At 66.7% G+C, this 22443-nt stretch carries 18 protein-coding genes and 1 riboswitch; of the genes, 1 reads left to right on the forward strand and 17 read right to left on the reverse strand.

The genetic code is table 11. The features are described 5' to 3' along the window. Window position 1: 1 nt before the first annotated feature. From AEQU_RS08500 to AEQU_RS08565, 14 genes are all read right to left on the reverse strand, one after another. The gene (locus AEQU_RS08500; RefSeq protein ID WP_022740518.1) at window positions 2-247 is read right to left on the reverse strand and encodes a hypothetical protein; all 246 of its coding nucleotides are present in this window, start codon (window positions 245-247) and stop codon (window positions 2-4) included. Between the two features lie 338 nt (window positions 248-585). Beyond that, window positions 586-1377 carry a PHP domain-containing protein gene (locus AEQU_RS08505; RefSeq protein ID WP_022740519.1) on the reverse strand — a complete coding sequence of 264 codons (792 nt, stop codon included), beginning with the start codon at window positions 1375-1377 and terminating at the stop codon, window positions 586-588. Next, a complete protein-coding gene (locus tag AEQU_RS08510) occupies window positions 1377-2075 on the reverse strand; it encodes a phosphonate C-P lyase system protein PhnL (RefSeq protein WP_022740520.1) in 699 nt (232 codons plus the stop codon). The genes AEQU_RS08505 and AEQU_RS08510 overlap by 1 nt, the downstream gene beginning before the upstream one ends. A 1-nt stretch (window position 2076) precedes the next feature. Beyond that, complete coding sequence (locus AEQU_RS08515; RefSeq protein ID WP_022740521.1) at window positions 2077-3396, reverse strand: alpha-D-ribose 1-methylphosphonate 5-triphosphate diphosphatase; 1320 nt, start codon at window positions 3394-3396, stop codon at window positions 2077-2079. A 49-nt stretch (window positions 3397-3445) separates the two neighbouring features. After that, window positions 3446-4330, reverse strand: coding sequence for an ATP-binding cassette domain-containing protein (locus AEQU_RS08520; protein ID WP_022740522.1), 885 nt, complete (start codon window positions 4328-4330; stop codon window positions 3446-3448). Next, on the reverse strand, window positions 4320-5183 hold the full coding sequence (locus AEQU_RS08525; protein ID WP_022740523.1) for an alpha-D-ribose 1-methylphosphonate 5-phosphate C-P-lyase PhnJ: 864 nt from the start codon (window positions 5181-5183) through the stop codon (window positions 4320-4322). Before AEQU_RS08525 ends, AEQU_RS08520 begins: the two co-directional genes overlap by 11 nt. Then, on the reverse strand, window positions 5167-6342 hold the full coding sequence (locus AEQU_RS08530; protein ID WP_022740524.1) for a carbon-phosphorus lyase complex subunit PhnI: 1176 nt from the start codon (window positions 6340-6342) through the stop codon (window positions 5167-5169). Before AEQU_RS08530 ends, AEQU_RS08525 begins: the two co-directional genes overlap by 17 nt. Further along, window positions 6330-6953 carry a phosphonate C-P lyase system protein PhnH gene (gene phnH, locus AEQU_RS08535; protein WP_084280595.1) on the reverse strand — a complete coding sequence of 208 codons (624 nt, stop codon included), beginning with the start codon at window positions 6951-6953 and terminating at the stop codon, window positions 6330-6332. The genes AEQU_RS08530 and phnH overlap by 13 nt, the downstream gene beginning before the upstream one ends. Then, window positions 6950-7393 carry a phosphonate C-P lyase system protein PhnG gene (gene phnG / locus AEQU_RS08540; RefSeq protein WP_022740526.1) on the reverse strand — a complete coding sequence of 148 codons (444 nt, stop codon included), beginning with the start codon at window positions 7391-7393 and terminating at the stop codon, window positions 6950-6952. Before phnG ends, phnH begins: the two co-directional genes overlap by 4 nt. 83 nt (window positions 7394-7476) lie before the next feature. Further along, window positions 7477-8361 (reverse strand): PhnE/PtxC family ABC transporter permease, encoded by an 885-nt coding sequence (locus AEQU_RS08545; protein WP_022740527.1) that lies wholly within the window; start codon window positions 8359-8361, stop codon window positions 7477-7479. Continuing rightward, window positions 8358-9152: a PhnE/PtxC family ABC transporter permease gene (locus tag AEQU_RS08550; RefSeq protein WP_022740528.1), complete on the reverse strand. Its 795-nt coding sequence runs from the start codon at window positions 9150-9152 to the stop codon at window positions 8358-8360. The genes AEQU_RS08545 and AEQU_RS08550 overlap by 4 nt, the downstream gene beginning before the upstream one ends. Then, the gene (gene phnC, locus AEQU_RS08555) at window positions 9152-10051 is read right to left on the reverse strand and encodes a phosphonate ABC transporter ATP-binding protein (protein WP_084280597.1); all 900 of its coding nucleotides are present in this window, start codon (window positions 10049-10051) and stop codon (window positions 9152-9154) included. Before phnC ends, AEQU_RS08550 begins: the two co-directional genes overlap by 1 nt. Beyond that, window positions 10051-11211, reverse strand: a complete 1161-nt coding sequence (locus tag AEQU_RS08560) for a phosphate/phosphite/phosphonate ABC transporter substrate-binding protein (protein WP_022740530.1) — start codon at window positions 11209-11211, stop codon at window positions 10051-10053. Before AEQU_RS08560 ends, phnC begins: the two co-directional genes overlap by 1 nt. 547 nt (window positions 11212-11758) lie before the next feature. Continuing rightward, a complete protein-coding gene (locus AEQU_RS08565; protein WP_022740531.1) occupies window positions 11759-11968 on the reverse strand; it encodes a hypothetical protein in 210 nt (69 codons plus the stop codon). 267 nt (window positions 11969-12235) lie between these two features. Then, window positions 12236-12345: riboswitch (glycine riboswitch) on the forward strand. A gap of 63 nt (window positions 12346-12408) precedes the next feature. Between AEQU_RS08565 and AEQU_RS08570 the strand changes: the two genes are divergently transcribed. Continuing rightward, a complete protein-coding gene (locus AEQU_RS08570) occupies window positions 12409-13884 on the forward strand; it encodes an alanine/glycine:cation symporter family protein (RefSeq protein WP_022740532.1) in 1476 nt (491 codons plus the stop codon). A gap of 267 nt (window positions 13885-14151) precedes the next feature. On the opposite strand, the gene AEQU_RS08575 is transcribed toward AEQU_RS08570, so the two are convergent. From AEQU_RS08575 to AEQU_RS08585, 3 genes are all read right to left on the reverse strand, one after another. Beyond that, window positions 14152-17643 carry a DEAD/DEAH box helicase gene (locus AEQU_RS08575; RefSeq protein ID WP_022740533.1) on the reverse strand — a complete coding sequence of 1164 codons (3492 nt, stop codon included), beginning with the start codon at window positions 17641-17643 and terminating at the stop codon, window positions 14152-14154. Window positions 17644-17717: 74 nt separating this feature from the next. After that, window positions 17718-18176: a hypothetical protein gene (locus AEQU_RS08580; RefSeq protein WP_022740534.1), complete on the reverse strand. Its 459-nt coding sequence runs from the start codon at window positions 18174-18176 to the stop codon at window positions 17718-17720. A 160-nt stretch (window positions 18177-18336) separates the two neighbouring features. Next, window positions 18337-22269, reverse strand: coding sequence for an efflux RND transporter permease subunit (locus AEQU_RS08585; RefSeq protein WP_022740535.1), 3933 nt, complete (start codon window positions 22267-22269; stop codon window positions 18337-18339). Window positions 22270-22443 lie beyond the last annotated feature (174 nt).

Genomic DNA, 22443 nt, shown 5'->3' on the forward strand with positions numbered 1-22443 from the left:
CTCACCCCTCGGTGGCCGCGGCGCTTCCGGAAAGCGAGACGGGGTCGCCCAGAAACGTCGGGGACGGCTGCATGATCGCTGTGAGGAAATCCTTGTTCCGGGCCAGCACCTCGCGGGCCTCTTGCCCGGCGTAGGGGCGCAGGTCGGCGGACACTCCGTAGGCATCCAGCCCGAGGCGCTCCGCCACTGTGCCGAAAATGGCAATCATCAGAACGCCCAGCCCGATTCGCTTCAGCCACGTGCCCATGCCTCGTCCTCCTTTGCCGATTGAAACGAATATACCGTGCCCACGCGGCAAACGGAATCAAGTTAAGAGAAATGTAAGCAACCTCTGGGGCCCTTCCGGAAAACTTCCGCACCTCCTCTCAGCAGGAGATGGACCGCATAAGAAGCAGACGCCCAACTTCAGTAAATGAGAAAGGCCGTTTGCGCATGAGACCCCAGGGCCCGTCCGGACGAGCGAACACTCGCTTGGAAGCCGCCTGGGACGGGCGGGCGCCATCCTCGCGGGCGGCCTTCCGCCTCGGGAGCCGGCCGCCCGCCGCCAAAAAAGCCCTGCCCGCTTCCCGGCTGCGGAGCTGGAGGCTAAGCAGGTGCGGGAATCCCGTAGCCCAGGTGGGGAACGGATCCGAAGGCGCCGTGGTAATCGGAGCCGGACGTTCGCATGAGGCGGTAGCGGTCGGCTATATCGTCGCACCGTCGGCGATCAGAAGGCCCATGATCGGGGTGATCGCGCTCGATGCCCGACAAGCCGCAGGTCACCAGCTCGGGCACGATCCCGTAGCTGTTCAGCTGACCGGGATGGGCCAGCACCGCCCGCCCGCCGTCCTCCACGATGGCTGCCACCGCATCGCGGGCGTCCACGTAGGCGATATCGCGGGCGCAGATGCCGTCGCCTTTGAACAGCTGCCGGTAGAGCCCCTGGTACTCGGCGCTGCCGTAGGGGGCGTCGGTCAGAGCCGCCATGAGATGCTGCTTGTACAGGGCCGTCGAGGCCGCCGCAAGCTCCAGGGCCCGCTCCACGTCCACCGCAAAACCCGCCTCGAGCAGCCGGTCGAGCTGCCAGCGGGAGTTCGCGTCGCGGGCCGCGAGCGTGGGCGCGCACAGGGCGTTCACCGCCGGGGAGTCCTCGGAAAGGCCCAGGCCCAGTACGTGCACCTTGGCATTGCGCGTCGCGTCCCAAGCGCTTATCTCGATGCCGCCCACCACCTCCACACCGAAGGCGCGACCGGCCTCAACAGCCGCCGTGAGCCCCGCGGTGGTGTCGTGGTTCGTGACGGCCACCGAGGCGATGCCCTGATGCACGGCCTGGGCGAGCACTTCCCCCACGGTGCACGAGCCGTCCGAGATCGTCGTGTGCACATGCCAGTCGCGCATCAGGACATCGCCCCTTCCTGCATGTTGTACTCGCGATCGCACAGCCCCTCCATGAACTCCAGATCGTGGAAGATGCCGAGCATCGTGGTTCCCTCGGCCTTCAACTGCTCGATCAGCGATCGCACTTTGACCTTCGAGGCGTTGTCCAGCGAGGCCGTCGGCTCATCGAGCAGCAGCAGGCGCGGGCGCTTGATCATAGCCGCCGCTATATTCAGCCTGAGTTTCTCGCCGCCGGAGAAGGTGCGCGGGTACAGCTCCCAAAGGTTCTCGTCGATATCAAAGTGGCGCAGCATCGCCTCGCTGGCCCGCTCCGCCTCGCCGCGACGCTCCTCGCCGTAGGTTTCCAGAGCGCTCCTCATCACGATGTCGTAGGCAGTTTGGCGCGGCAGGGCGCTCAGGAACTGCGACACGTAGCCAAGCTCGCAGGTGCGCAAATACAGCATCTGGCGCTGCGTGGCGCGCGCCAGATCGAGGGTGCCGTAGCGCGCCGACTCGTACAGAATGCGGCCGTCCTGCGGCAAGTTCGTCCGCCAGATGCAGCGCAAGATAGTCGATTTGCCCGACCCGGAGCGTCCCGTGATGCCCACGAACTCGCCTGGATCGACGGCGAAGGATATGTCGCGGCAGCCCTGCACCCACCGGTTCACCCGGTGCAGGTAGAACGACTTGGAAAGGCCCTCGATCGTCAGCAGCGCCATGCTACGCCTCCTCTCCCGCGCCGGCGGCCGCGCGGGCACGGGCACGGCGCACGCGCAGCGTCTCGTGAAGGTCGCGCCCGTAGCCCAAGGGCTGGTCGGGATAGTGGGAGCGGAACACCGAATGGCCGCCCACGAACGCGCGCGTGACCACGGGCATCGTGCGCTCGGCGCAGGCGATTTCGCGCACGAGCAGCACATCGGCCCGCTTGCCCACTTCAAGGGATCCGACTTCTCCATCGATGCCCGCGGCCCGGGCCGGGTTCACTGTCACGAGGGCGAAGGCCTGCTCGATGGGCACCCCGCACTCGTCCCGCAGCGCGAAGACCGCGTCCAGCAGCGCCGCCGGGTAGTAGTCGCTGCACAGCATGTCCACCGCCCCGGCCGTCACCGCCTCGCGCGCCGACAGGTTGCCCGAATGGCTGTGCCCCAGCATGACGTTCGGCGCGCCGGCCAAGGTGTGCATCCCGCGCTCGCGCGCCCCGTGCGCCACCTCCAGCGAAATGGGGAACTCCGAAATGGAGGCGTCGAGCGCGGCCATGGCCTCCACTTTCCCAATGCTGTCGTCGTCGTGGGAGGCCACCGACACGCCCTGGGCGCGGGCGAGCGCCGCCAGAGCCGCCATCTGGGCGGCCGTGAGCTTGTCACTCTCCTGCTGCTGGCGGGCTATGCACGCCACCTCCTCGTCGGTCAGGTCGCGGTAGCCCTTCAGCGTTTCGCTGAACACCGCCATATCGCGGTACTGGCCCTGGCCCGGCGTGTGGTCCATGAACGACAGCAGATCGACCTTGCCCGAGCGCAGGCAGCGCTCAACATCGTCGTACAGATCCACCGAGTCCACTTCGACGCGCATATGGAGGCGGTGGCGGATGAGGTGGTCGCGCTCCTCGCCGCCGCGCAGGCGCGCGACCGCCTCGATGAGGGCGCTCACATTGGAGAAGTCGCGGATGGGCTTATGATCGAAGATGTGCGCACCGTACACGGAAAGCGAGTGGAAGATGGTGGTCACCCCGTGGGAGACCAGCTCGCGATCCGCCTTGTAGAGCGAGGCGTTCAGATCCATCACCACGCTGGGCCTGGGCGAGGCCACGTTCTCCACGTAGTCGGAATGCACGTCCACCATGCCCGGCGTCACGAAGGCTCCGCAGGCGTCCACGATGGGCAGCACGCCCGCCGAGGCGTTGGGCTCGCCGTCAAGCTCGCCGGCCGCCCGCGGCGCGATGGCCGCGATGCACCCGTCGATGACCACCACGTCGTGGTCGGGCAGCACCCGATCGGGGCACACCACCGTGCCGCCGCGGATAATGCAGGAATCGTTGTCCATTGGTTCTCAGTCCTTTCAAGGGCCCGCGAATAAGCGCGGGAAGCGGCAGTTACAGCAGGGAGTACACGAGCTGCTGGGTGTAGGCGTGCTGGGGGTCCTCCAGAATCTGATCGGTCAGGCCGCTTTCCACCACCTGTCCGTCCAGCATGACCAGGGTGCGGTCGGCCAGCATGCGGATGACCCCCAAATCGTGGCTCACTACCAGCATGCTCGCCCCCCATTCGCGGCGGATCTGCAAGATCAGGTCGAGCACGGCGGCCTGCACCGAAAGATCGAGCCCCGTGGTCACCTCGTCCAGCAAGAGCAGCGGAGGGTTGTTGGAGAGGGCCTTGGCTATCTGCACGCGCTGCTGCATGCCGCCCGAGAACAGCTTCGGCGCGTCGACGGCGCGCGAGAGCGGGATGCTCACCTTGCCGAGCAGCTCCTCGCCGCGCCCGCGCATGGCGGCCACTTCACGGCACGAGGCCGCGATCATCTGCTCCGCGATGTTGGACAGCGAGGAGAAATCCATGCGCAGGCCCAGGTAGGGGTTCTGGTACACCATGCCGAACACGTTGTTGCGCACGGCGCGGCGCTGCTGGGGCGACAACTCGAGCAGGTTGGCGACTCCCCCGTCGAAGGGGACGGCGCGCACATCGCCCTCGGTGGCCTCCTCGTCGAAGTACAGGCACTTCATGAACGTTGATTTGCCTGATCCCGACTCGCCCACGATGCCCACGATCTCGCCGGGATACACCTCCAGGCTCACGTCGCGCACCGCGTGCACGGTGCCGCATTCGGGGCAGATGTTGCGGTCGAGCACCGCCTGGGGCGCCAGGCACCGGGCGCACCCCTTCCCGTAGCGCTTGGAAACGTGGCTCGCCGCCAGCGCGGGCCGCTCGTCGTCGGCAAAACGCGCGGTTTTCGCGGCGGTCCCCCCAAAGCTACTCGTCATCGGGGCCTCCTTCCCTCATTTGGGCTTCGCGCCGGGCGGCGCACCATGCCGTGTCGTTGCACTGGTAGTACGTGCTCCCGCTCGCCTCGTCCACCAACTCGTCGAGGTAGACTTCCGTCGCGCCGCACAGCGCGCACTGCTTCCCTGTGAAATCCTCCACGGTGAAGGGGTAGTCCTCGAAATCGAGCGAGACGACGTCGGTGTAGGGCGGCACGGCGTAGATCTTCTTCTCGCGCCCGGCACCGAGCAGCGTCAGATGCTCGGCCTGGTTGAGCTTGCCGTTGTCGAAGCGCGGAATGGGAGAGGGCGCCATGACGTAGCGGCGGTTCACGAGCACCGGGTGATCGGCCCCGGTGGTGGCCACGCCGAAGCGGACGATCTGGTCGAACAGCTCCAGCCACGCGCCCGTGTAGTCGGCCTCGGCATGCAAACGGCGCGTCACCGTCTCGCTGGCCTCGAAGGTGCGCAAAGGCTCGGGAGTGGGCACTTGCAGCACGAGGATCTGGTCGGCGCGCAGCGCCTTCTCGGGAATGCGGTGGCGCGACTGGATGAGCGTGGCGGCCTCGGTCTCATCGGTGATGGGCACGTCGGTGGTATCGGCCACGAGCTTCTTGATGTTCACCGCGTTCACGCTGTCGTCGGATCCCTGGTCGATCACCTTGAGCACGTCCGAGCGGCCGATGAGCGAGAGCGTCAGCTGAAGGCCGCCGGTGCCCCACCCCCGCCCGATGGGCATCTCGCGGGAGGCGAAGGGGACTTGGTAGCCGGGAATACACACCCCCTTGATGGCGGCGCGCCGGATCTCCCGCTTCGATGCCTCGTCGAAAAAAGCGTAATTATAGCTGCGCTGCATGCGTTTCCTCCTTCGACTCCGCGGCCAGCTCGGCTTCGCCCCCGTCCCGCGTGGAGCGCACGCTCGAGAGCTTCGATTGGAACGTCACGTAGTGGGGCAGCTTCAAATGGGAGATGAAGCCCGACGCCTCCACGCCATCGACGTGGTAGAGCACGAACTCCTCGTCCTCGGTGGGATAGCGGACCTCGGGCGCGTCGAGGCAGCGGTCGAGCACGCTCATGGCAATGGCCTTGGTCTCGGCGCCGCCCATCACGCATCCGTAGCCGATGGCGAGCGAAAGCTCCCCGCCCGATGCGCCGTCGTCGGTGAAAACGCTCTCCACCTCCGTGATGGGGAGGGATCCCACGTAATAGGCGTCGTCCTTTCCCGCCCCGTCGGCGGCCGCCGGCGCGGCGTCCACCGCGATCGGCACGAGCCCGTGGCGCAGCTCGCCCACGGTGGGATGCGCCGGGCCGAAGCCGCGGATGGCCGCGTACCCCAAAGCCTCCACGGCCTGGGTCATGCCGCGGGCCAGCGTCTGCAGGCGCACCGAGCGCGGGGCGGGAAACGTCAGCGGCGCCATGGTGGCATCCACCGGGTCGCCGTCCTCCTCGGCCGCGTCGCGGGAACGCACCAGGCCCTGCTCCCGCAGGTAGTCGAGCACCCGCGGCAGCGTCATCGCGGCATCGGGCGCCCGATCGGGGGCCTGGTCGCGCGCAACCTCGTCGAAGTGGGCGGCGAGCGCCTCCCTCTTCTCGTCCAGGGCCCGCTGATCCTCGCATTCCAGATCGAAGGCGAGGAGCCGATGGCTGTAGTCCCGCGTGGCCCCCAGCACCTGACCGCCCGGCACGTCCTTGAACGCCGCCGAGATGCGCCGGTCCGCCCACATGGCCCCCGTGTCGACGGGCCGGGACACATAGGGGCGCTCCAGCGTCGAGCGGAAGGCGCGCAGGAGGAACACCGCCTCGTCGGGCAGCCCACGCGCCTGTTTGAGGGCGAGCGCGGCCAGGCGCGGGGCGTAGAGCGACGCCTCGCCCATCACTTGGTCGATCAGCTCGGGGAACGTGCCGGCGATCTGGTCGACGTCCAAGGGAGCCGAGGCGCTCACCCGGTCATATTCCAAAAGCCGCAAGCTCTCCTCGATGGCCGCCCCGCCTCCGCGAACTGCTACATAGCCCATGGTTCGCCCGCCTCCTTCCCGCATCGCACCTGGGACGTGCGGGGAAGCGCCACCACACGGGCCCCATCGTCCACCAGAAGCACATCTACGCCGCAAGGGAACTCGTCGCACCGGTCGTTGCGGGCGGCGAGCCATGCCACATCGTCGACGTAGAACCGGTTCTCGTCCCTGACGCCCGGGCCGCTCACCGAGCAGGAAACCAGTCCGTCGCCGGGGCCCTCGCTCACGCGTCCCGTCAAGATGATCACCGTCGCCCCCTTCTCGGGGGAAAGCGGCGTCCCGCCGCCAGCGCCGCGCACGGCCTCGGCGCTTGCGGCCGCACCACCGCTCGCGATGACGAAATCGGCCCGCGGCAGCGCCGTGGCCGCGGCGCGGGTGCCCGCCGCGAGGGCCTCCTCCGCCTGATCGGACCCATCGCCCGCAACGGCGAACGTCACCGCCTGGTCGACGAACAGCTCCACGGCGGCGGCGAGGGCGCCGCCCAGATGCGCGGCCGCCGGCCCATCGCCGGCAACCTCGATCTCGCGCACCGTGCCCGGGCGCGCAAAGGCGTCCAGCACCTTCCGAAACGCCCGCTGCGCACGGTGCAGCCGGGCCTCTTCCATACTCATGATTCCACCTTCATCGTCGAGAAGTCCACGCGCGTGGCACGCACGCGGGCCGCCTCCGCGGCCTTTGCGGCGGCCAGACGCGCCGCCTCCTGCGCCAGATGCGCGTCCCACCGTTTCTGCCAGGCCTCGCCGCACGCCCCGCCAAAGGCAGCGTCGATCACGGCCAAATCCCGCGCCCGATCAGGCTGGCTGCCCAGCACGAGACCCATTCCCGCGAAGCCCGCCGCACGCACGCGGCAGGTGGTCGCCAAAGCCTCTCCCAAATAGAATCGGCTGCCCCGGGCCGTCTCGCGCACCTGCACCATGACCAGGCACTCGCGCGGACCCTCAACCACGCTCACGGCCTCCTCGCCCATCTGGGCCAGCGCGTCGTCGGCCATCGCGCGGCCGATGCGGGCGTCGCCCTCGACAAGGATGCGCGTTCGCTCGTAACGTTTCACCTTCTTGTCTCTCCTTTTTCCTCGCATACCTACGGCATGCGCCCGTGCGGCCCCCTCGGGGCGGCGCGAGCGGATGCGCTTTTTTACCGGCTCACCGCGTTGCGGCGGCGCAGGGCCGTCGCAACCAGCTCGAGCACCACGGCAACGGCCAGGCACAAGTACACGATGAGCCCCACTTCATGGATGTTGCAGTAGAAGCTGCCCGCCAAAAACAGCTGGTAGCCGATGCCGCCGGCGCCCGCCACGGCACCCACGGCCACGGCGTTCACGAAGTTGATCTCGAACCGGATGAACGTCCACGACAGCATCTCGTTCACCGACTCGGGCACCACCCCGCGAAACACCACGGCCCAAAAGCCCGCGCCCGACGCCCGCAGAGCCTCCACGACGCCCTCATCCACTTCCTCGAAGCTCTCCGAGTAGGCCTTCACCAGATAGGCCACGCTGTGGAACAAAAGGCCGATGACGGCCGCTTCGGGCCCGAGGCCTATGGCCACCGAGAACACGAGCACCCACAGGATGGTCGGCACGGCGCGGGCCACCGACATGGCCACCTTGATGACGTTGCTGACCCCGCGCGTCGAGAGGTTCGAGGACGCCGCGAGCCCGAGTGCGAACGCGATAACGGCGCCGATAAGCGTGGTCAGCACCGCCAGGGCCAACGAGACAAACAGGCCGCTTATCACGTCCGCCCAGGTAAAGTGGCCGCCCAGCCCGGGTGTCGCCATCATGGCGATAAAGTCGGCACAGGCCGCCGCCGCAGCCTCGGGCAGCGACACGCGCCCGTAGTCCATGGTGGCCAGGCACACCACCGTCAGCGCCGCCAGCACAGCGACCGTGACGCCCAAGGCGCGCCTCGACGAGTCCCGCCCGCGCACGCGCAGCTTGCCCGACCGCGTTCTTGCGGCGGAGGGAAACAGCAGATCTTCGCCGCCGCCCGCCGCCAGCACCGATGCGTCGTTGCTCATAGGATGCGCCTCCTCACGAAGTTCGATGTCGCCTCGCAGGCGATGACGACGGCGATGATCGCCAAAAGCACCAGGCCCGCCGCGTCATAGCGAAAGCTCTTGTAGTACACGTCGAACACGAATCCGATGCCCGTGCCCGTAAGCAGGCCCACCAGCGTCGCGTCGCGGATGTTCGTCTCAATCATGTACAGGACCCAGCTCATGACCGAGGTGATCGTGAGCGGGATCACCGCCCGCACCACAATGGCCCAGAAGCCCGCGCCCGTCGCCCGCAGCGCCTCCACCGGGCCCTCGCTCGTCTCGTCGATGCTCTCCAAGAAGCAGCGCGTCAGATAGCCGAAGCTCGTGAGGAACAGGGCCAGAAAGCCCGTGAAATCGCTCTGCTTGAACGAGAACAGCAAGATAAACGCCCAGGCCACCATCGGGATGTTCCGGAACAGCGACGCCACGGCGCGCACAAGGGCACCGGCCGGGCCGCCCGGGCCCACCGCGCGCGAGCCCACCACCGCGAAGGCGAAGGCTGCAATCGCGGCGAAGCAGCTGGCCGCCACCGATACGAGCACCGTGGAGGCCAGGGCGGGCAGGATGGTGCCGAGCCGCTCGAGCGAGGACGGCGAGGGGCAGAAGCTCACCACCATCCACACCAGGCCACTCGGAATGTCGATGAGCGCCTGCGGGAGATCGAACCCGACATAGGCACCGGACAGCGCCCCCAAAAGGAGCAGTCCCGCCGCCGCGGCCGCCGTCGTCAGCGTGCGACGCGCGAAGAAGCGCTTTCCCTCAGTGTCCATCAGGCCACCCCGGCCTCGAGCACGGCCTCGACCGGGCAGGATCCCGCGTTGCGGCAGGGCGCCGCGGCGGCCTCCACCGACTCCGCCGACTCCGTCGGCCCCACTGCCCCGCGCGGCTCCGCCTCGCCGTAGATCTCGGCGATGGTCGCCGAAGTCAAGCGATCCGGGGCGCCGTCGAAGACCACCTCGCCCGCCTTCAGCGCCACAACCCGATCGGAGAACTCGAGCGCGAAGTCAACCTGGTGCAAGTTGACCAGGCAGCCCACGCGAAGCTCGGTGGCGATCCAGCGCAGAAGCTCCATCACCGTGCGCGACGATTTCGGGTCGAGGCTCGCGATGGGCTCGTCGGCGAGCATGAGCGCCGGCTCCTGCAGCAAGGCCCTCGCAATGCCCACGCGCTGCTTCTGGCCGCCGGAGAGCTGGTCGGCGCGCTTGTAGGCGAACGGGGCCATGCCCACGCGATCGAGTGCCTCGAAGGCCCGGCGCTTCTCGTCCTCGCTGTAGCGCCCCAGCATGCCGGCAACAGCCGACTTGTAGCCCAAACGGCCCTGCAGCACGTTCTCGATGGCCGTGGCGCGGTACACCAGGTTGTAGTGCTGGAAGATCATGGCGATGCGCCGGCGGGCATGGCGCAATTCACGGCCGCGCGCCCGCGCGATGTCGCGCCCCTCGAAGAGGATCTCGCCCTCCGTGCAGTCGATGAGCTTGTTCACGCAGCGCAGCAGCGTCGACTTCCCCGCTCCCGAGCTGCCGATGACGGCCACCAGCTCGCCGGGCGCCACCTTCAGGCTCACCTCGGAAAGCGCCCGTCCGCGGCCGTCGTAGCGCTTCGATACCGAGCGCATCTCGAGGAGGGGCACATCCCCCGCCAAAGACGCGTGCGCCGAATGCCCGTCCATTAGGCAGCACCGCCCAGCTCGCGGATCGGATCGTACCAGGCGTCGTCCACCTCGACGAAGCACTTCGCCGGCGACTCCTTCTCCCAGATTCCCTTGGCGTTCTCGTCCTCCGGGTCCATGAAGATGGCCGGGTCGTTGGCCACCTCGTCGGAGCAGAAGTAGGCGACGATCTTCTCGCGGTCGGCCGCCGGCAGCGCCTCCTCGTTGAAGCAGATAGGGGCGTTGAGCACCGGGGCGATGCCGATGATGACGAACTCCTTCCCGTGCACGGCCTCGAACGGATCGCCGGCATCGTCTCGCACCCGGTAGCGGGCGCCCACCGTGTTGGCCTCGCCCTCCACGAGATCGAAGTACATGTCCACGTCGACGTCGTCGAAAGCCGCCGCATCCGCATCGCCGGAGAGAAGGTTCACCGCCGAGCCCTGGTGGGAGTTGCCGAAGAGCACCTCGGAGAAGAACGATCCGGATTCCAGCAGCTCATCGGAGCTTTCCAAACCGAACTTCTCGACGATGGTGGCCGAGGGCACCGCGAAGCCCGAGGTCGAGGTGGCGGACACGAAGGAGAACGATGCACCGCGAATGTTGTCGATGGAGTACGTGGCGCCCGAGCGGTACTGATCGGCGTTCTCAGCGAGCACCGCGATGCGGCTGTAGTAGCAGGCGCCGTCCAAGCCGCCCTCTTCGTCGCTTTCCGTGAAGGCCGCCTGCACCGCCGGGTTCTTCCGGTTGGCCTGCACGTAACCCTCGGATCCCAGATAGGCTATCTGCGCCTTGCCCGTGGCGATGGCCTCGATGGTCACGTTGTAGTCCACCGTCGTGAGCATCTCGGCGGGACGGCCGCACGCCTTCGTGATGGCGGCGGCGATCACCTCGCGCGCGCCGCTCAGATCGGCCGAGGAGTTATCCGGCAGCCACACCATGACGATCGGCTCGCCCGCATCGGCGGCGCCGTCGCCGGTCGCGCCATCGCCGGTCGCCGCCAAGCCGGTGGCGGATCCCGTCGGGGAGGAGCAACCACTCAGGGCCCCCGAGAACGCCAGAGCGCCCAGGATGGCGCTGCCCGCCAGGAAGGAGCGCCGGCTCATGCGGAGGTCGCCCGCATCGGAGGCGACAGGTCGGTTCAGGCTGTTGCGCTGCGGGTCAAAGAATTGCTGGGTCATAAACCTTTCCTCTCATCATCTTCTTGCCTCTTTGACACGACGGCCGCCCCGGCGAAGCGAGAAGAGCGCTCTGCCAGATCTCCGCGATCGGCTGAGCAGACGAGGAGGGGGTTCGCGCGGCGGCAGCCGACGTGCAAGAGCTATCCTAGGGATGCTCGGTAAAAGAGCCGTCAGCGCTTCGTAAAAGACTGGGGCGCATTCTGTAAAATGATGGAGACGCAGCCGCCCCGAAACTGTGGCAAAACAACCGGGTTTGGTGTCTCGCCAGGGAACCAAACCGGTAGATTCGGCCGGCACCCGCGCGGGACTTCCACCAAACACAAGACCATGCCCGAACGAAAAAACAGATGCGTCATCTCGGTCAACGAAAGGGGCTGTTTTTGCATGAGATTGCCGTTTATGAGCGTCTCGAGGCGAGAAATCTCGTCATATTTAACGAGATTCAATAATATTGGTTACGAATTCTCTTTTTTGACGCTCATAAACGGCAATCTCATGCGCAGAGCGGCATCTTCGTTGACCAAACGGACAACAGGACGGTTGAAACCTATTCCGTCAGCCGGTGAAAATGAACGGTTTTCTGCTTCATGGATACCTTGCCCACTTCCCAGCCGTGGGGCACGAGCTCTTTCTTGTAGTTGAGAAATGAGTGATCCAGCGGGATGCCGGCGATAGTGCCAATCTCGTCGAAAGTGAGCGTCAGCTCGTCGCCCTCTTGATTTTCCACGTATTTCCACAGCTTATCGTACTTGCCCATGGCAATCACTTTCTTTGGCTTTGTCACTCTCTTTAGTCATTCTCTTTTGTCACTCTCTTTGCCGTCAGTCTAGCACGGGCGTCGCGCCTTTTGCGGGCATTTCGAAGGCATTGCGGGGACAACGCGTAACGTTGAGCAAAATAGTTGTTGATCGACAGCGTGTCAGGGCGTATAGTGGCCGAGTCGATATTTCTGTGATGTCTTCGGGATGCCCGAGCGACCACGTACCGAAAGGCGCGGCGCGAACGCAAGGGGCAAACCGGGGGCGGAGAAAACTCTGGAGAACTCTTAAGTGAGTGCCGAAGGTGCAAGGCTTGCGCGCGGACGACCTCCGCAGGCAAGCTGAATCTCTCAGGCAAACGGACAGAGCGATGACGCGACTTCTTCGGCCGCCCACGCATGAGTTCCCCCGAGTTTTCTCGAGAGAAGAAGGGAATGCCGTGGAAGAGGCGCTGCTTGGTATCGTTACCACCATCAACAACTACCTATCCAACTACATCCTGATCATCCTGCTGCTCGGCATGGGCATCTGGTTCACCGTGCGCACCAAGGCGATCCAGTTCCGCTGCTTCGGAGAGGGCTGGCGCCGCGTGTTCGGCGACTTCAGCCTGCGCGGCGGTAACCAAGGCGGCGGCATGACGTCGTTCCAGGCGCTCTCTACCGCCATCGCGGCCCAGGTGGGCACGGGCAACATCGTGGGTGCCTGCGGCGCCATCATCGTGGGTGGCCCGGGCGCCATCTTCTGGATGTGGATCATCGCCCTGCTCGGCATGGCCACCAACTACGCCGAGGCGGTCATGGCCCAGAAGACCCGCGTAGTCGACGAGGACGGTACCGTGCACGGCGGCCCAGTCTACTACATCACCACGGCCTTCAAGGGCAACGGGGGCAAGTTCCTCGCCGGATTCTTCGCCGTGGCCATCATTCTGGCGCTCGGCTTCATGGGCTGCATGGTGCAAAGCAACTCCATCGCCGAGACCATGAACACCGCCTTCGGCATCCCCACCTGGGTCATGGGCCTCATCGTGGTCATCCTGGCCGGTACCGTGTTCATCGGCGGCGTGTCCCGCCTGGCCGCCGTTACCGAGAAGATCGTGCCCATCATGGCCGTGCTCTACGTGCTCGGATCGCTCGTCGTGCTCATCATGAACGCCGCTAACATTCCGGCCACCTTCGCGCTCATCTTCGAGTGCGCCTTCAACCCCGACGCCACCGTGGGCGGCGCCACCTTCGGCATCATCGCCGCCATCAGCCAGGGCGCCAAGCGCGGCCTGTTCTCCAACGAGGCCGGCATGGGCTCCACTCCGCACGCTCACGCGCTCGCTGAGGTGAAGGATCCGCACGAGCAGGGCGTCGTGGCCATGATCGGCGTGTTCGTGGACACCATCATCGTCGTCACCATGACCGCGCTCGTGGTGCTGTCGGTGCTCTACGTGGGCGACGGCACGCTGGCCACCGGCGACTACGCGACGCTGACCGCCGAGACCATCACCAAGACCAACATCGCTCAGCTGGCCTTCGGGCAGTTCTTCGGCGCGAATGTGGGCGCCTGGTTCGTGGCCATCTGCCTGCTGTTCTTCGCCTTCTCTACCATCCTTTCGTGGAACCTCTTCGCGAAGCTGAACGTGGAATGGCTCTTCGGCAAGAAGGCGGTGCTGCCCTTCACCATCATCGCGCTGGCCTTCATCTTCATGGGCTCGCTGCTCTCCAACGACCTGGTGTGGGAGCTCGCCGACATGTTCAACCAGCTGATGGTCATTCCCAATGCCATCGCCTTGTTTGCGCTGTCCGGCGCGGTGCTCGCCATCGCCAACGCCAAGCACGACAAGCGCGCGCTGGACGCGGCCGAGGAGCGCCTGGAGGACCAGGAGCGCGCCGCCATCAATGCCATGGTGGAAGAGGACAAGCGCAAGTAGCGCTTTCCCGGCTGGCGCTTAGCCGAGACAAGGGATCTCATCCACACGGGGCGGCCTTCGGGCCGCCCCTTCTGGTTTGGCGGGCGCGAGGCGGCCGAGTGCGAGATGGCCAGACGCAAGTCGGCCGAACCTGCCAGAACGTGCAGGATTTTTCGATAGGGAGAGTCTTCGTGCTGGAATGGTGCAGGATTTTCCGATTGAGAGAGTCGTTCTCGGGCTTTCCGAGCGAGCAGGCTCTCCCAATCGGAAAATCCTGCACGAAACCCGCTAGTCCGCCTCCCCGAGAAGCTCCGCGAGGCGCTCGCGGGTGAGGCCGGCGAGCGCCTCGCCGGCCGTGGCGGCGATCACGGAATCGGCCAGGTCGCGCTTGGCCTCCTGCAAGGCGACGATGCGCTCCTCGATGGTTCCCTTCGCCACCACCTTGTACACGTCCACCTCGCGGTTCTGCCCGATGCGGTGGGCACGGTCGGTCGCCTGGTCGGTGGCGGCCGCGTTCCACCAGGGGTCGGCGTGCACCACCACCGAAGCGCCCGTGAGGTTCAGCCCCGTGCCGCCGGCCTTCAGCGACACAAGGAACACGGGTGTCTCGTCGTTATTGAACTGCCGCACAAGACGCACGCGCTCGCGCTTCGGCGTGGCGCCCGTTATGGCGAAATGCCCGATACCGCGACGGTCAAGCTCGGCGGAAAGCACGTCCAAATAGCTCGTGAACTGCGAGAAAATGAGCACCTTGCGCCCAGCTTCCATGGCCTCGTCCACCAATTCCATGATGGCGCCCAGCTTCTCGGCGCCGCCCTTGTAGTTCTCGAACACGAGCGCCGGGTCGAGCGCGATCTGGCGCAGGCGCGTCAGTTCGGCCAGCACCTCGACGGCGCTCTTCTCCGCATCGGGAATGTGCCCGCGGCGATTGGCCCGCGAGGCGTTCTGCCGCTTCTGGGCGTTCAGATCCTCGCGCAGGCGCTGCTCGGCGCCGTCGTAGAGCCGACGCTGCTCGCGGCCGAGCGGCACATAGCGGATACTCTCGAGCTTGGCGGGCAGATCAGTGAGCACGTCGGCCTTGCGGCGGCGCAGCACAAACGGCTCGATGAGCGCGCGCAGGCGAGCCGCCGCCTCTTCATCCTCGCCGATAATGCCCAGCTCGTAACGCTCGCGGAACCGCTCGTAGCTGCCGAGGAACCCCGGCATGAGGAAGTCGAAGATGCTCCAGAGCTCCGAGAGGCGGTTCTCCACCGGCGTGCCCGTGAGCGCGAAGCGCAAGGGCGCCCGCAAGCGCTTCACGGCCCGGGTGGTCTTGGTGGCGTGGTTCTTGATGTACTGGGCCTCGTCGAGCACCACCAAGCCCCATTCGACACGCGCGAGCTGCGCGCCATCGATGCGCACGCAGTCGTAGGAGGCCACGATCACGCACGGGACATCGGCGCTCGAAGCGCCAGCGATTCGCTCGCCAGCCGTTCGCGCGTCCTCGCCCGCATCGTCCCCGCACCCGAGAACGCGCCCTTCGTCTATCCCCTGCGTCGCACGGAATAGTAGCGCCTCGCGGTGCGCTCGGGAGCCCTCTAAGGCGCAAACCGGCACGTCGGGCGCGAACCGGGCGAACTCGTCGGCCCAGTTGAACACGAGCGAGGCGGGGCAGGCCACGAGCACCGGGCCACCCAGCTGCCCCGAATCGCGCAAGCTCTTCACCAGGGCAATCATCTGCAGCGTCTTGCCGAGGCCCATCTCGTCGGCCAGAATGCCGCCGAAGCCGAGCGATGCCAGGCGCGCCAGCCAGCGGAAACCCTCTACCTGGTAGGGCCGCAGCGTACCCGCGAGAGATGCGGGCGCCGCCACAAGCTCGCCCGGCTCGTCCAAACAGCGCAGGTAGTCTTCGAAGGCGCGGTCGCGCACGGCGTCGCCATATTCCCGATCTAGGTAGAACGCCTGGTAGGTCGGCAACTCGGCGCCGCCCTCGAGCAACGCGTCGGCCGACACGCCCAAGTCGCGCATCATGTCGCCGAGCGCCGCCACGTCCCCCTCGCCCAAAGCGGCGATGCGCCCGTCGCTCATGCGGTGGAAGCGCTTGCGGCGCCGGTAGGCAGAAAGCATCGCCCGCAGCTCATCGGCGGAAAGATCGCTCTCGCGCACGTCCATCTGAATGAGGTTCGCGCGCAGGGAGAGGCCCAGCGACACCCGCGGCGGCCGTTCCATGATAAGCCGGTCGAAGGCGGGAGTGGTGAACACCTCGCCGACGGCCCGAAACTGCGAAAGGCCGCCGTAGAGCAGCTCGCCGGCCAGCTCGGTCTGACGCAGGGGCAGCGTGCACGAGCCGTCGAAGAACTGCGCCGCCGCGGCCACCCCCGCATCTTCCAAATCCTGATCGCGGAAGGCCTGGCTCGAGGCCGGCCGCAGCTCCGGCTCCTCGGCGGAATCGGCGGGGCTTTCCAGCACCACCTCGCGCTCGCCGTAGAACGCCTTCACCGTGAGGCGAATGAGCGCGGCCTCCTTCTTCCCCGTCACGTCGAAGTAGAAGGCGAGCGTGCCGGCCACGGGGCGCAGAGCCTCCCATGCTTCCGGCAGCTCCACCGAAAGCGTCTCTTCTAGCACCGGCAGCGCGCACCGGCAGAACGCCTCGGCATCGCGCTCGGCGATGAAGACTGCCCCCTCCCCTGCAGCGCCGTCGGCGGTCAGGCCCGCCTCGCGCAACCAGGCAAAGGCCCGCGCGTCGGCGCCCGTCGCTCGCGCGGCCACGCCGTCGGACAGCACGAAGGCCTCCTCCAGCCCGCGCACCACGAGCACCCGTTCGGAAAGCGCCAGCTCAAAGCCGCCCTCGGCAGGGACGAACCGCAGTGTCAGCGCCGGAACATCCCTGGTGACAACCCAAAGGCCGTCTCCGTTGCCCTGCTTCTCATCGCCCTCACGCGCCCCCGGCGCCGCCGCGCCCCGGCTCGCAGCCGCTGGTGGCGCGTCCCATCCCCCAAACGTGAATTCAGCGCCCTCCCCCATGGCCGTCAAAAGGTCGGCCAGCTCTGCCTCGCGCAGGCGCACCGCGCGCTTGCTTCCCGCCGCGCGAAACATCGAGCCGCCGAACAGGCGCTCGTCGGGAAACAGCTCCGCCACCTTACGGGCCACGGCCCGGGAAGGCCCGTCGAAGGCCTCGAGCCGATGGGCAAAGGCGAGCTTCTTTCCATAGGAGAAATGCTCCCCGCGCTGCACGCGATGGGCAAAGGCCTCAAGGTCGCGCACTACATAGGTTCCGCGAGGGCCTTCCACGGTCAGATCCATCGACCAGAAGCGCCTATCGTAGGCAAGATGCACGGCGAGATGCACGGTGCCCGCAGCTGCGTCCGCGGCGAGCGCGCCGACGCGCACGGGTGTCGCGTCGGATCGAGCCGCCAGGCACTGCGCCAGCGCCTCGCTCGTCGTCCGGCCCGGCGAAACGGCGGCACGGCCATCGCCTATCTCCTCGAAAGACTTGGGCTGCGCGAAGTAGGCGACCGTCAGCGCCACGCAGTGCTTGCACATGCCTTCGAAGCGCGCGGCGGCGGGGCAATCGCAATCATAGTCGACGATGCGAGACTCGAAATCGGCGAACACGACATCGACGTTGAAGTAATCCGCAACGCCCGAAGCCGAGGCCACCCGACCGGTAATCACCGACGCATCATCGCGTCGCCGCACCCGCCGATCTGCGATCGACGCGGCATGGGCGGCGATGCCCACGCCCCGCGACACGGCGCGTGGGTCAGCGTATTCCGCCAGCTTGATACCACCCAGGCCCACAGCGCCCCCTTCCCGATCAAAATAAGTGTCTCGCACTCTACCCCCAAAGCGGGGTCAGGCGAAGGAGCGACCGGTCATTTCCCGCCTTTATCCAATTTTGAGGCCTTCGATGGGGAAAGCGCCGGACCGCGTCCCCGGCGGGCAGCGATGAGGGTGACGCCCGTAAGGGCGAGCGCCGTGCCGAGGCCCGGGTAGAAGCTGCCGATGAACTCAAGCGGCACGAGGTTGAAGGCGCGCAGGGCGATGCCGCCGCCCATCATGATGGCGATGATGAGGTAGCCTTTGGCGTCGAAGGTGCGGATGAAGCTCACCCGATCGCGCGGGTGCGCCATGATGCGCGCGGCGTGCTTGCGCGACACCTTCCGGAACATCAGCCCGAATGCGACGAACACGACCGCCATGACGGCGAGCATCCAGGGCCATGCCCCCACCTCCACCGAGAAGAAGCTGCGCACGCCGATGCCGGCCACGTTCACACCGGCGAACAGCCAGAACAGCCCCGCAATCACGAGCAGGTTCTCGCGCTTTACCACGCAGCGCTCTCCTCCTTCCGATACCGATCGTCGAGATGGCGCGGCACAAAGGCCGGAGCCGAACCGCGCATCGGCAAACTTTAGCAATGTGGCCTTCCCTTGACAACCGAGAAAGCCGCGACGTTGCCCAGGGATTGCTCGGTTTTCACGAGCCGTCCTCCTACGCCGGCAGCGAGCCTCCTTCCACGCGGGCGTGCTTGCCGCGCAGCTCTTCCAGATAGGCCTGGGCGTCGCCCGGGTCGTCATCGATGGACTCGTCGCCCAGATCGACCTCCGTGGGCACCTTGCGGTAGAGCAAATCGTACAGCACCGGCACGATGTAGAGGGTCATGAGCGTGGCGTAGGCGAGGCCTCCCACCACCACAAGGGCCATGCCGCGCTCCATGGAGGCGCCGATTTCCTGGCTGAACACGAGCGGCAGCATGGCTAAGATGGTGGTGAGCGCCGTCATGAGGATGGGCCGCATGCGGGTGCGGCCGGCCGCCTCCAGCGCGTCGCGCTTCTCTAGGCCGCCGCGGCGCAGCTGGTTCACGTAGTCGACGAACACGATGCCGTTGTTCACCACGGTGCCCATGAGCACGGCGAAACCCATGAGCGACATCATGGTCAGCTGCTCGCCGGCCGCCCACAGCGCCGCGAAGCCGCCGGTGAAGGCGAGGGGCACCGTCATCATGACGATGAAGGGCGACAGCAGGCTCTGGAACTGGGCCACTATCACGAGGTAGATGAGCACGAAGCCCACGATGAGCAGAAGCATCATCTGCTCCAACATGGTGTCGATGTTCTGCAGCTCGCCGCCGAAGCTCATGGAGTAGCCGTCGGGCAGCTCAAGGCCGTCCAGCTTCTGCTGGAGCTCGCGGGAGAGCAGGGCGTTGTTGTAGCCGTCGGCCACCTCGGCGGTCACGGTGATGGTCTTCTGGGAGTTCTCGTGGGCGATGGTGGCCGGCGCCTCGCTCTCCTCCAAGGTGGCGAACTCGCCGATGGCCACCTCCTTCGACTCGCCGTCGCGCCCGGCGAGGGTCACTTTCTCGTCCAAGATGTTCTCGCGGGTGAGCACGTGGGTCTCGTCCACGATGGTCACCTGGGCCTTCGAGCCATCCATCGCAAGCTTGGTGGAGTCGGCCTCGGAGGACAGCGCGCCGGCCAAGTACTCGTAGAGCTGGGCCACCGTCCAACCCTCGCGGGTGAGCGCGTCCTCGTCGATGACGAGGTTGAGCTCGCGGTCGGCGTCTTCCATGCCGTTGGCGATCTCGGTGTAGCCCTCCACTTCCCCGACGACGGCCATGACCTCCTCGGACAGCTCGGTGAGCTTCTCCGGGTCCTCGCCGGTGATGGTGAGCGACAGCCCGCTGCCCATCATGGAGGACATCGACGAGTCCGACGAGGCGTTGGAGGCCACCTCGCAGGGCAGGTCCTCCGTGCGGGCCACCACCTCGTCCACCACGGCGTGCACCTGGGCGTCCGTGGTCACGCTGTCGTCCATTTCCAGATAGAACATGAACTGGTCGAAGCTCTCGGCGCCGGTGTCGGCCGCCGCCGAGGAGACCACCGACACCGTGGCCGTGCCGTCGATGGCCGCCACGGTGCCCACGCCCTCCACGGAAAGCGCCCGCTCCATGATCTGGTCGGCCACGGCGAAGGCTTCGTCCTTCTCGGTGTCCTCGGGCAGCGTGACGGCCAAGGAGACCGTCTTGGAGGCCATGGACGGAATCATGGAGATGCCCATGTTCACCACGCCGACCACGGCGGCCACGAGAAGCCCCACGGCCACGGCGAGCGGCAGCACCTTGTGGCGCAGGGCGAACTGCAGCGAGCGACCGTAGGCGCCCTTCACCTTCTCGAAGAGGCCGTCGCGGCGCGGGCGGTAGCGGCGGAACACGAACCGCGAGAGCGCCGGCACGAGGGTGAGCGCCACCACGAGCGAGGCGGTGAGCACGTAGGTGAGGGTGAGCGCGAAGGGCATCATCATCTGGTTGACCATGCCCGTGGTAAACGCGATGGGCGCGAAGACGCAGACCGTGGTGAGCGTGGAAGCCACCACCGCGCCCGAGATCTGCTTGGCGCCCTGGACCGCCGCCCGGGCCGGGCTGATGCCGCGCCCGCGCAGGCGGTAGATGTTCTCGAGCACCACCACGGAGTTGTCCACGAGCATGCCGATGGCGAGCGACAGGCCGCCGAGCGACATGATGTTCACGGACACGCCGGTGAAGTACATGAGCAGCAGCGCCAGCAGCACCGAGAACGGAATGGAGACGGCCACGAGCACCGTGGGCTTCCAGTCGCGCAGAAACAGCGCCAGCACCACCACGGCGAGCAGGCCGCCCAGAAGCAGCGAGTTCACAATGGAGGAGATGAACATGTCGATGAGCTTGCCCTGGTCGGACACGACGCGCAGATCGAGACTGGGGAATTCCTCGGACAGCTCCGCCACGGCCTCACGGCAGGCGGCGGACACCTGGTTGGTGGAGGCGGTGGAGGACTTGTACACCGACAGCAGCACGCCGTCGCCGCCGTTCAGGGACATGTAGGCGTCGCCCACGTTGTCCACCACGGTGATGTCGGCCACATCGCGCAGGCGCACGTCGCCCACGTCATCGATGGCCACGAGCAGCAGGTCTTCCAAGGCCTCTAGGCTCTCGATGTTGTCGCCCACGTGCAGCAGCCACTGGTTGTCCTCGTCGGCGTTGCCGAGATACCCCGCCGGCATGGAGAAATCCTGGGCGCGGATGAGGTTCGCGAGCGTCGTCTTGTCCACGAGGGCGTCCACGTTGGCCTGCTCGATGGCGCTTTCCCGGGCGTCCTCGTACTGCTCGCGGGCCTGGTCGAGTTGCGCGCGGCTCTGCTCGATGGTGGCGCTCGCGCTGGCCAGCTGGGCGCTGCCGCTGCCGAACTGGGCCGCGGCGGTCAGGCTGCCGGACTCCACCTGGGCCAGCTGCTTCTGGTAGCCCTCCAGCTCGGCGGTGGCCGCTTCCAGCTGCTTTTGCAAGTCGGCCGCCTTCTCGGGCATGGCCTTCAAGGTCTCGCCCACCTCGCCGAGGCGCGTGCCAATATCGGTCAGCTCGCCGGCCGCGGTCTGCAGCTCGTCGGTCGTGGCCTTCAGCGACTGCGCCAGGGCCGCGGCCTCTTCCAGAGAGCCCGCCGCCGTCGCCGCCTCCATCTGGGCCTGCAGCGCGGCCGCCTGGGCCTGCAGCTCGGCCACGCGCCCTTGCAGCTCCTCGGCGCGGACCTGCTTGTCGGCCAGCTCGCCCTGCAGCGACTCGCCCTCGGCCGCGAGCGACTGCAGCTGGGCCCCGAGCGAGGACACCTTCGTCATGGTGGAGGAAATGGCCAGCGTCAGCCCCGAGGAAGCCTGGCCCAGCTGGTCGCCCGTCTCCTTCTCCTTGTCGGCGAGAGTCTTCTGCTGGGATGCTATCTCGTCCTCGGCCGCTTCCAGGTCGGCCTCGCCGTCATCGATCTCCTGCTTCGCATCGGCCAGCTCGTCGTTCACGCTGGCCAGGATGCGATTGTTCACGTCCTCTATCTTGTCGTCGGAAAGCCGCACTTCCACGGTCTGCTGCACCGTGCCGGCCAGCGATACGTCGGCCACGCCGTCGACCCGCTCCAGGCGCGGCGCCAGCGTGTCGGCGGCGAAGTCGGACAGCTCGTAGATGTTCTTCTCGCTGTCGGCGGCGGCCACGTACATGGTGGCCATCATGTCCATGGAGATCTCCATGATGTTGGGGGTGCCGGCGGTCTCGGGCAGCGTGCTCTCCACCTGGTTGATGGCCGAGGACACCTTCACCATGGCCGAGTCCATATCGGTGCCGTCCTCGAATTCCAGGAACACCATGGCGTAGTTGTTGGCCGACTGGCTCATCACGGAAGAGACGCCGCTCACCGTGGACAGCGCGCTTTCCAGCACGTCGGTCACCTCGGCCTCCACCTTCTCGGCCGAAGCGCCCGGGTCGGTGGCGATGACGGCCAGGTAGGGAATGTCCATGTCGGGCATGAGGTCGGTCTTCATCTTCGTGAGCGACACGCCGCCCAGAATGAGGCAGATGATGACCGCCACCACGATGAGATAGGGATGCTTGACGCTGAATCGTGAGAGCATAACGCCCGCTTTCGTCGAATGCCGTCGGGGCGCAGGGGCAGACCGGAGAAGACGCTCTGCTATACTGAGCCTCGCAGGGCCTCTCCGACCGTCGCGTGCGCGTGGCCGTCATTTTACAACAGGTACCTTCTGTATATGGAAGACCCTGCATTTTCTCCGCAAGCGGAAGCCAGA

Source organism: Adlercreutzia equolifaciens DSM 19450, from assembly GCF_000478885.1.
GTDB lineage: Bacteria > Actinomycetota > Coriobacteriia > Coriobacteriales > Eggerthellaceae > Adlercreutzia > Adlercreutzia equolifaciens.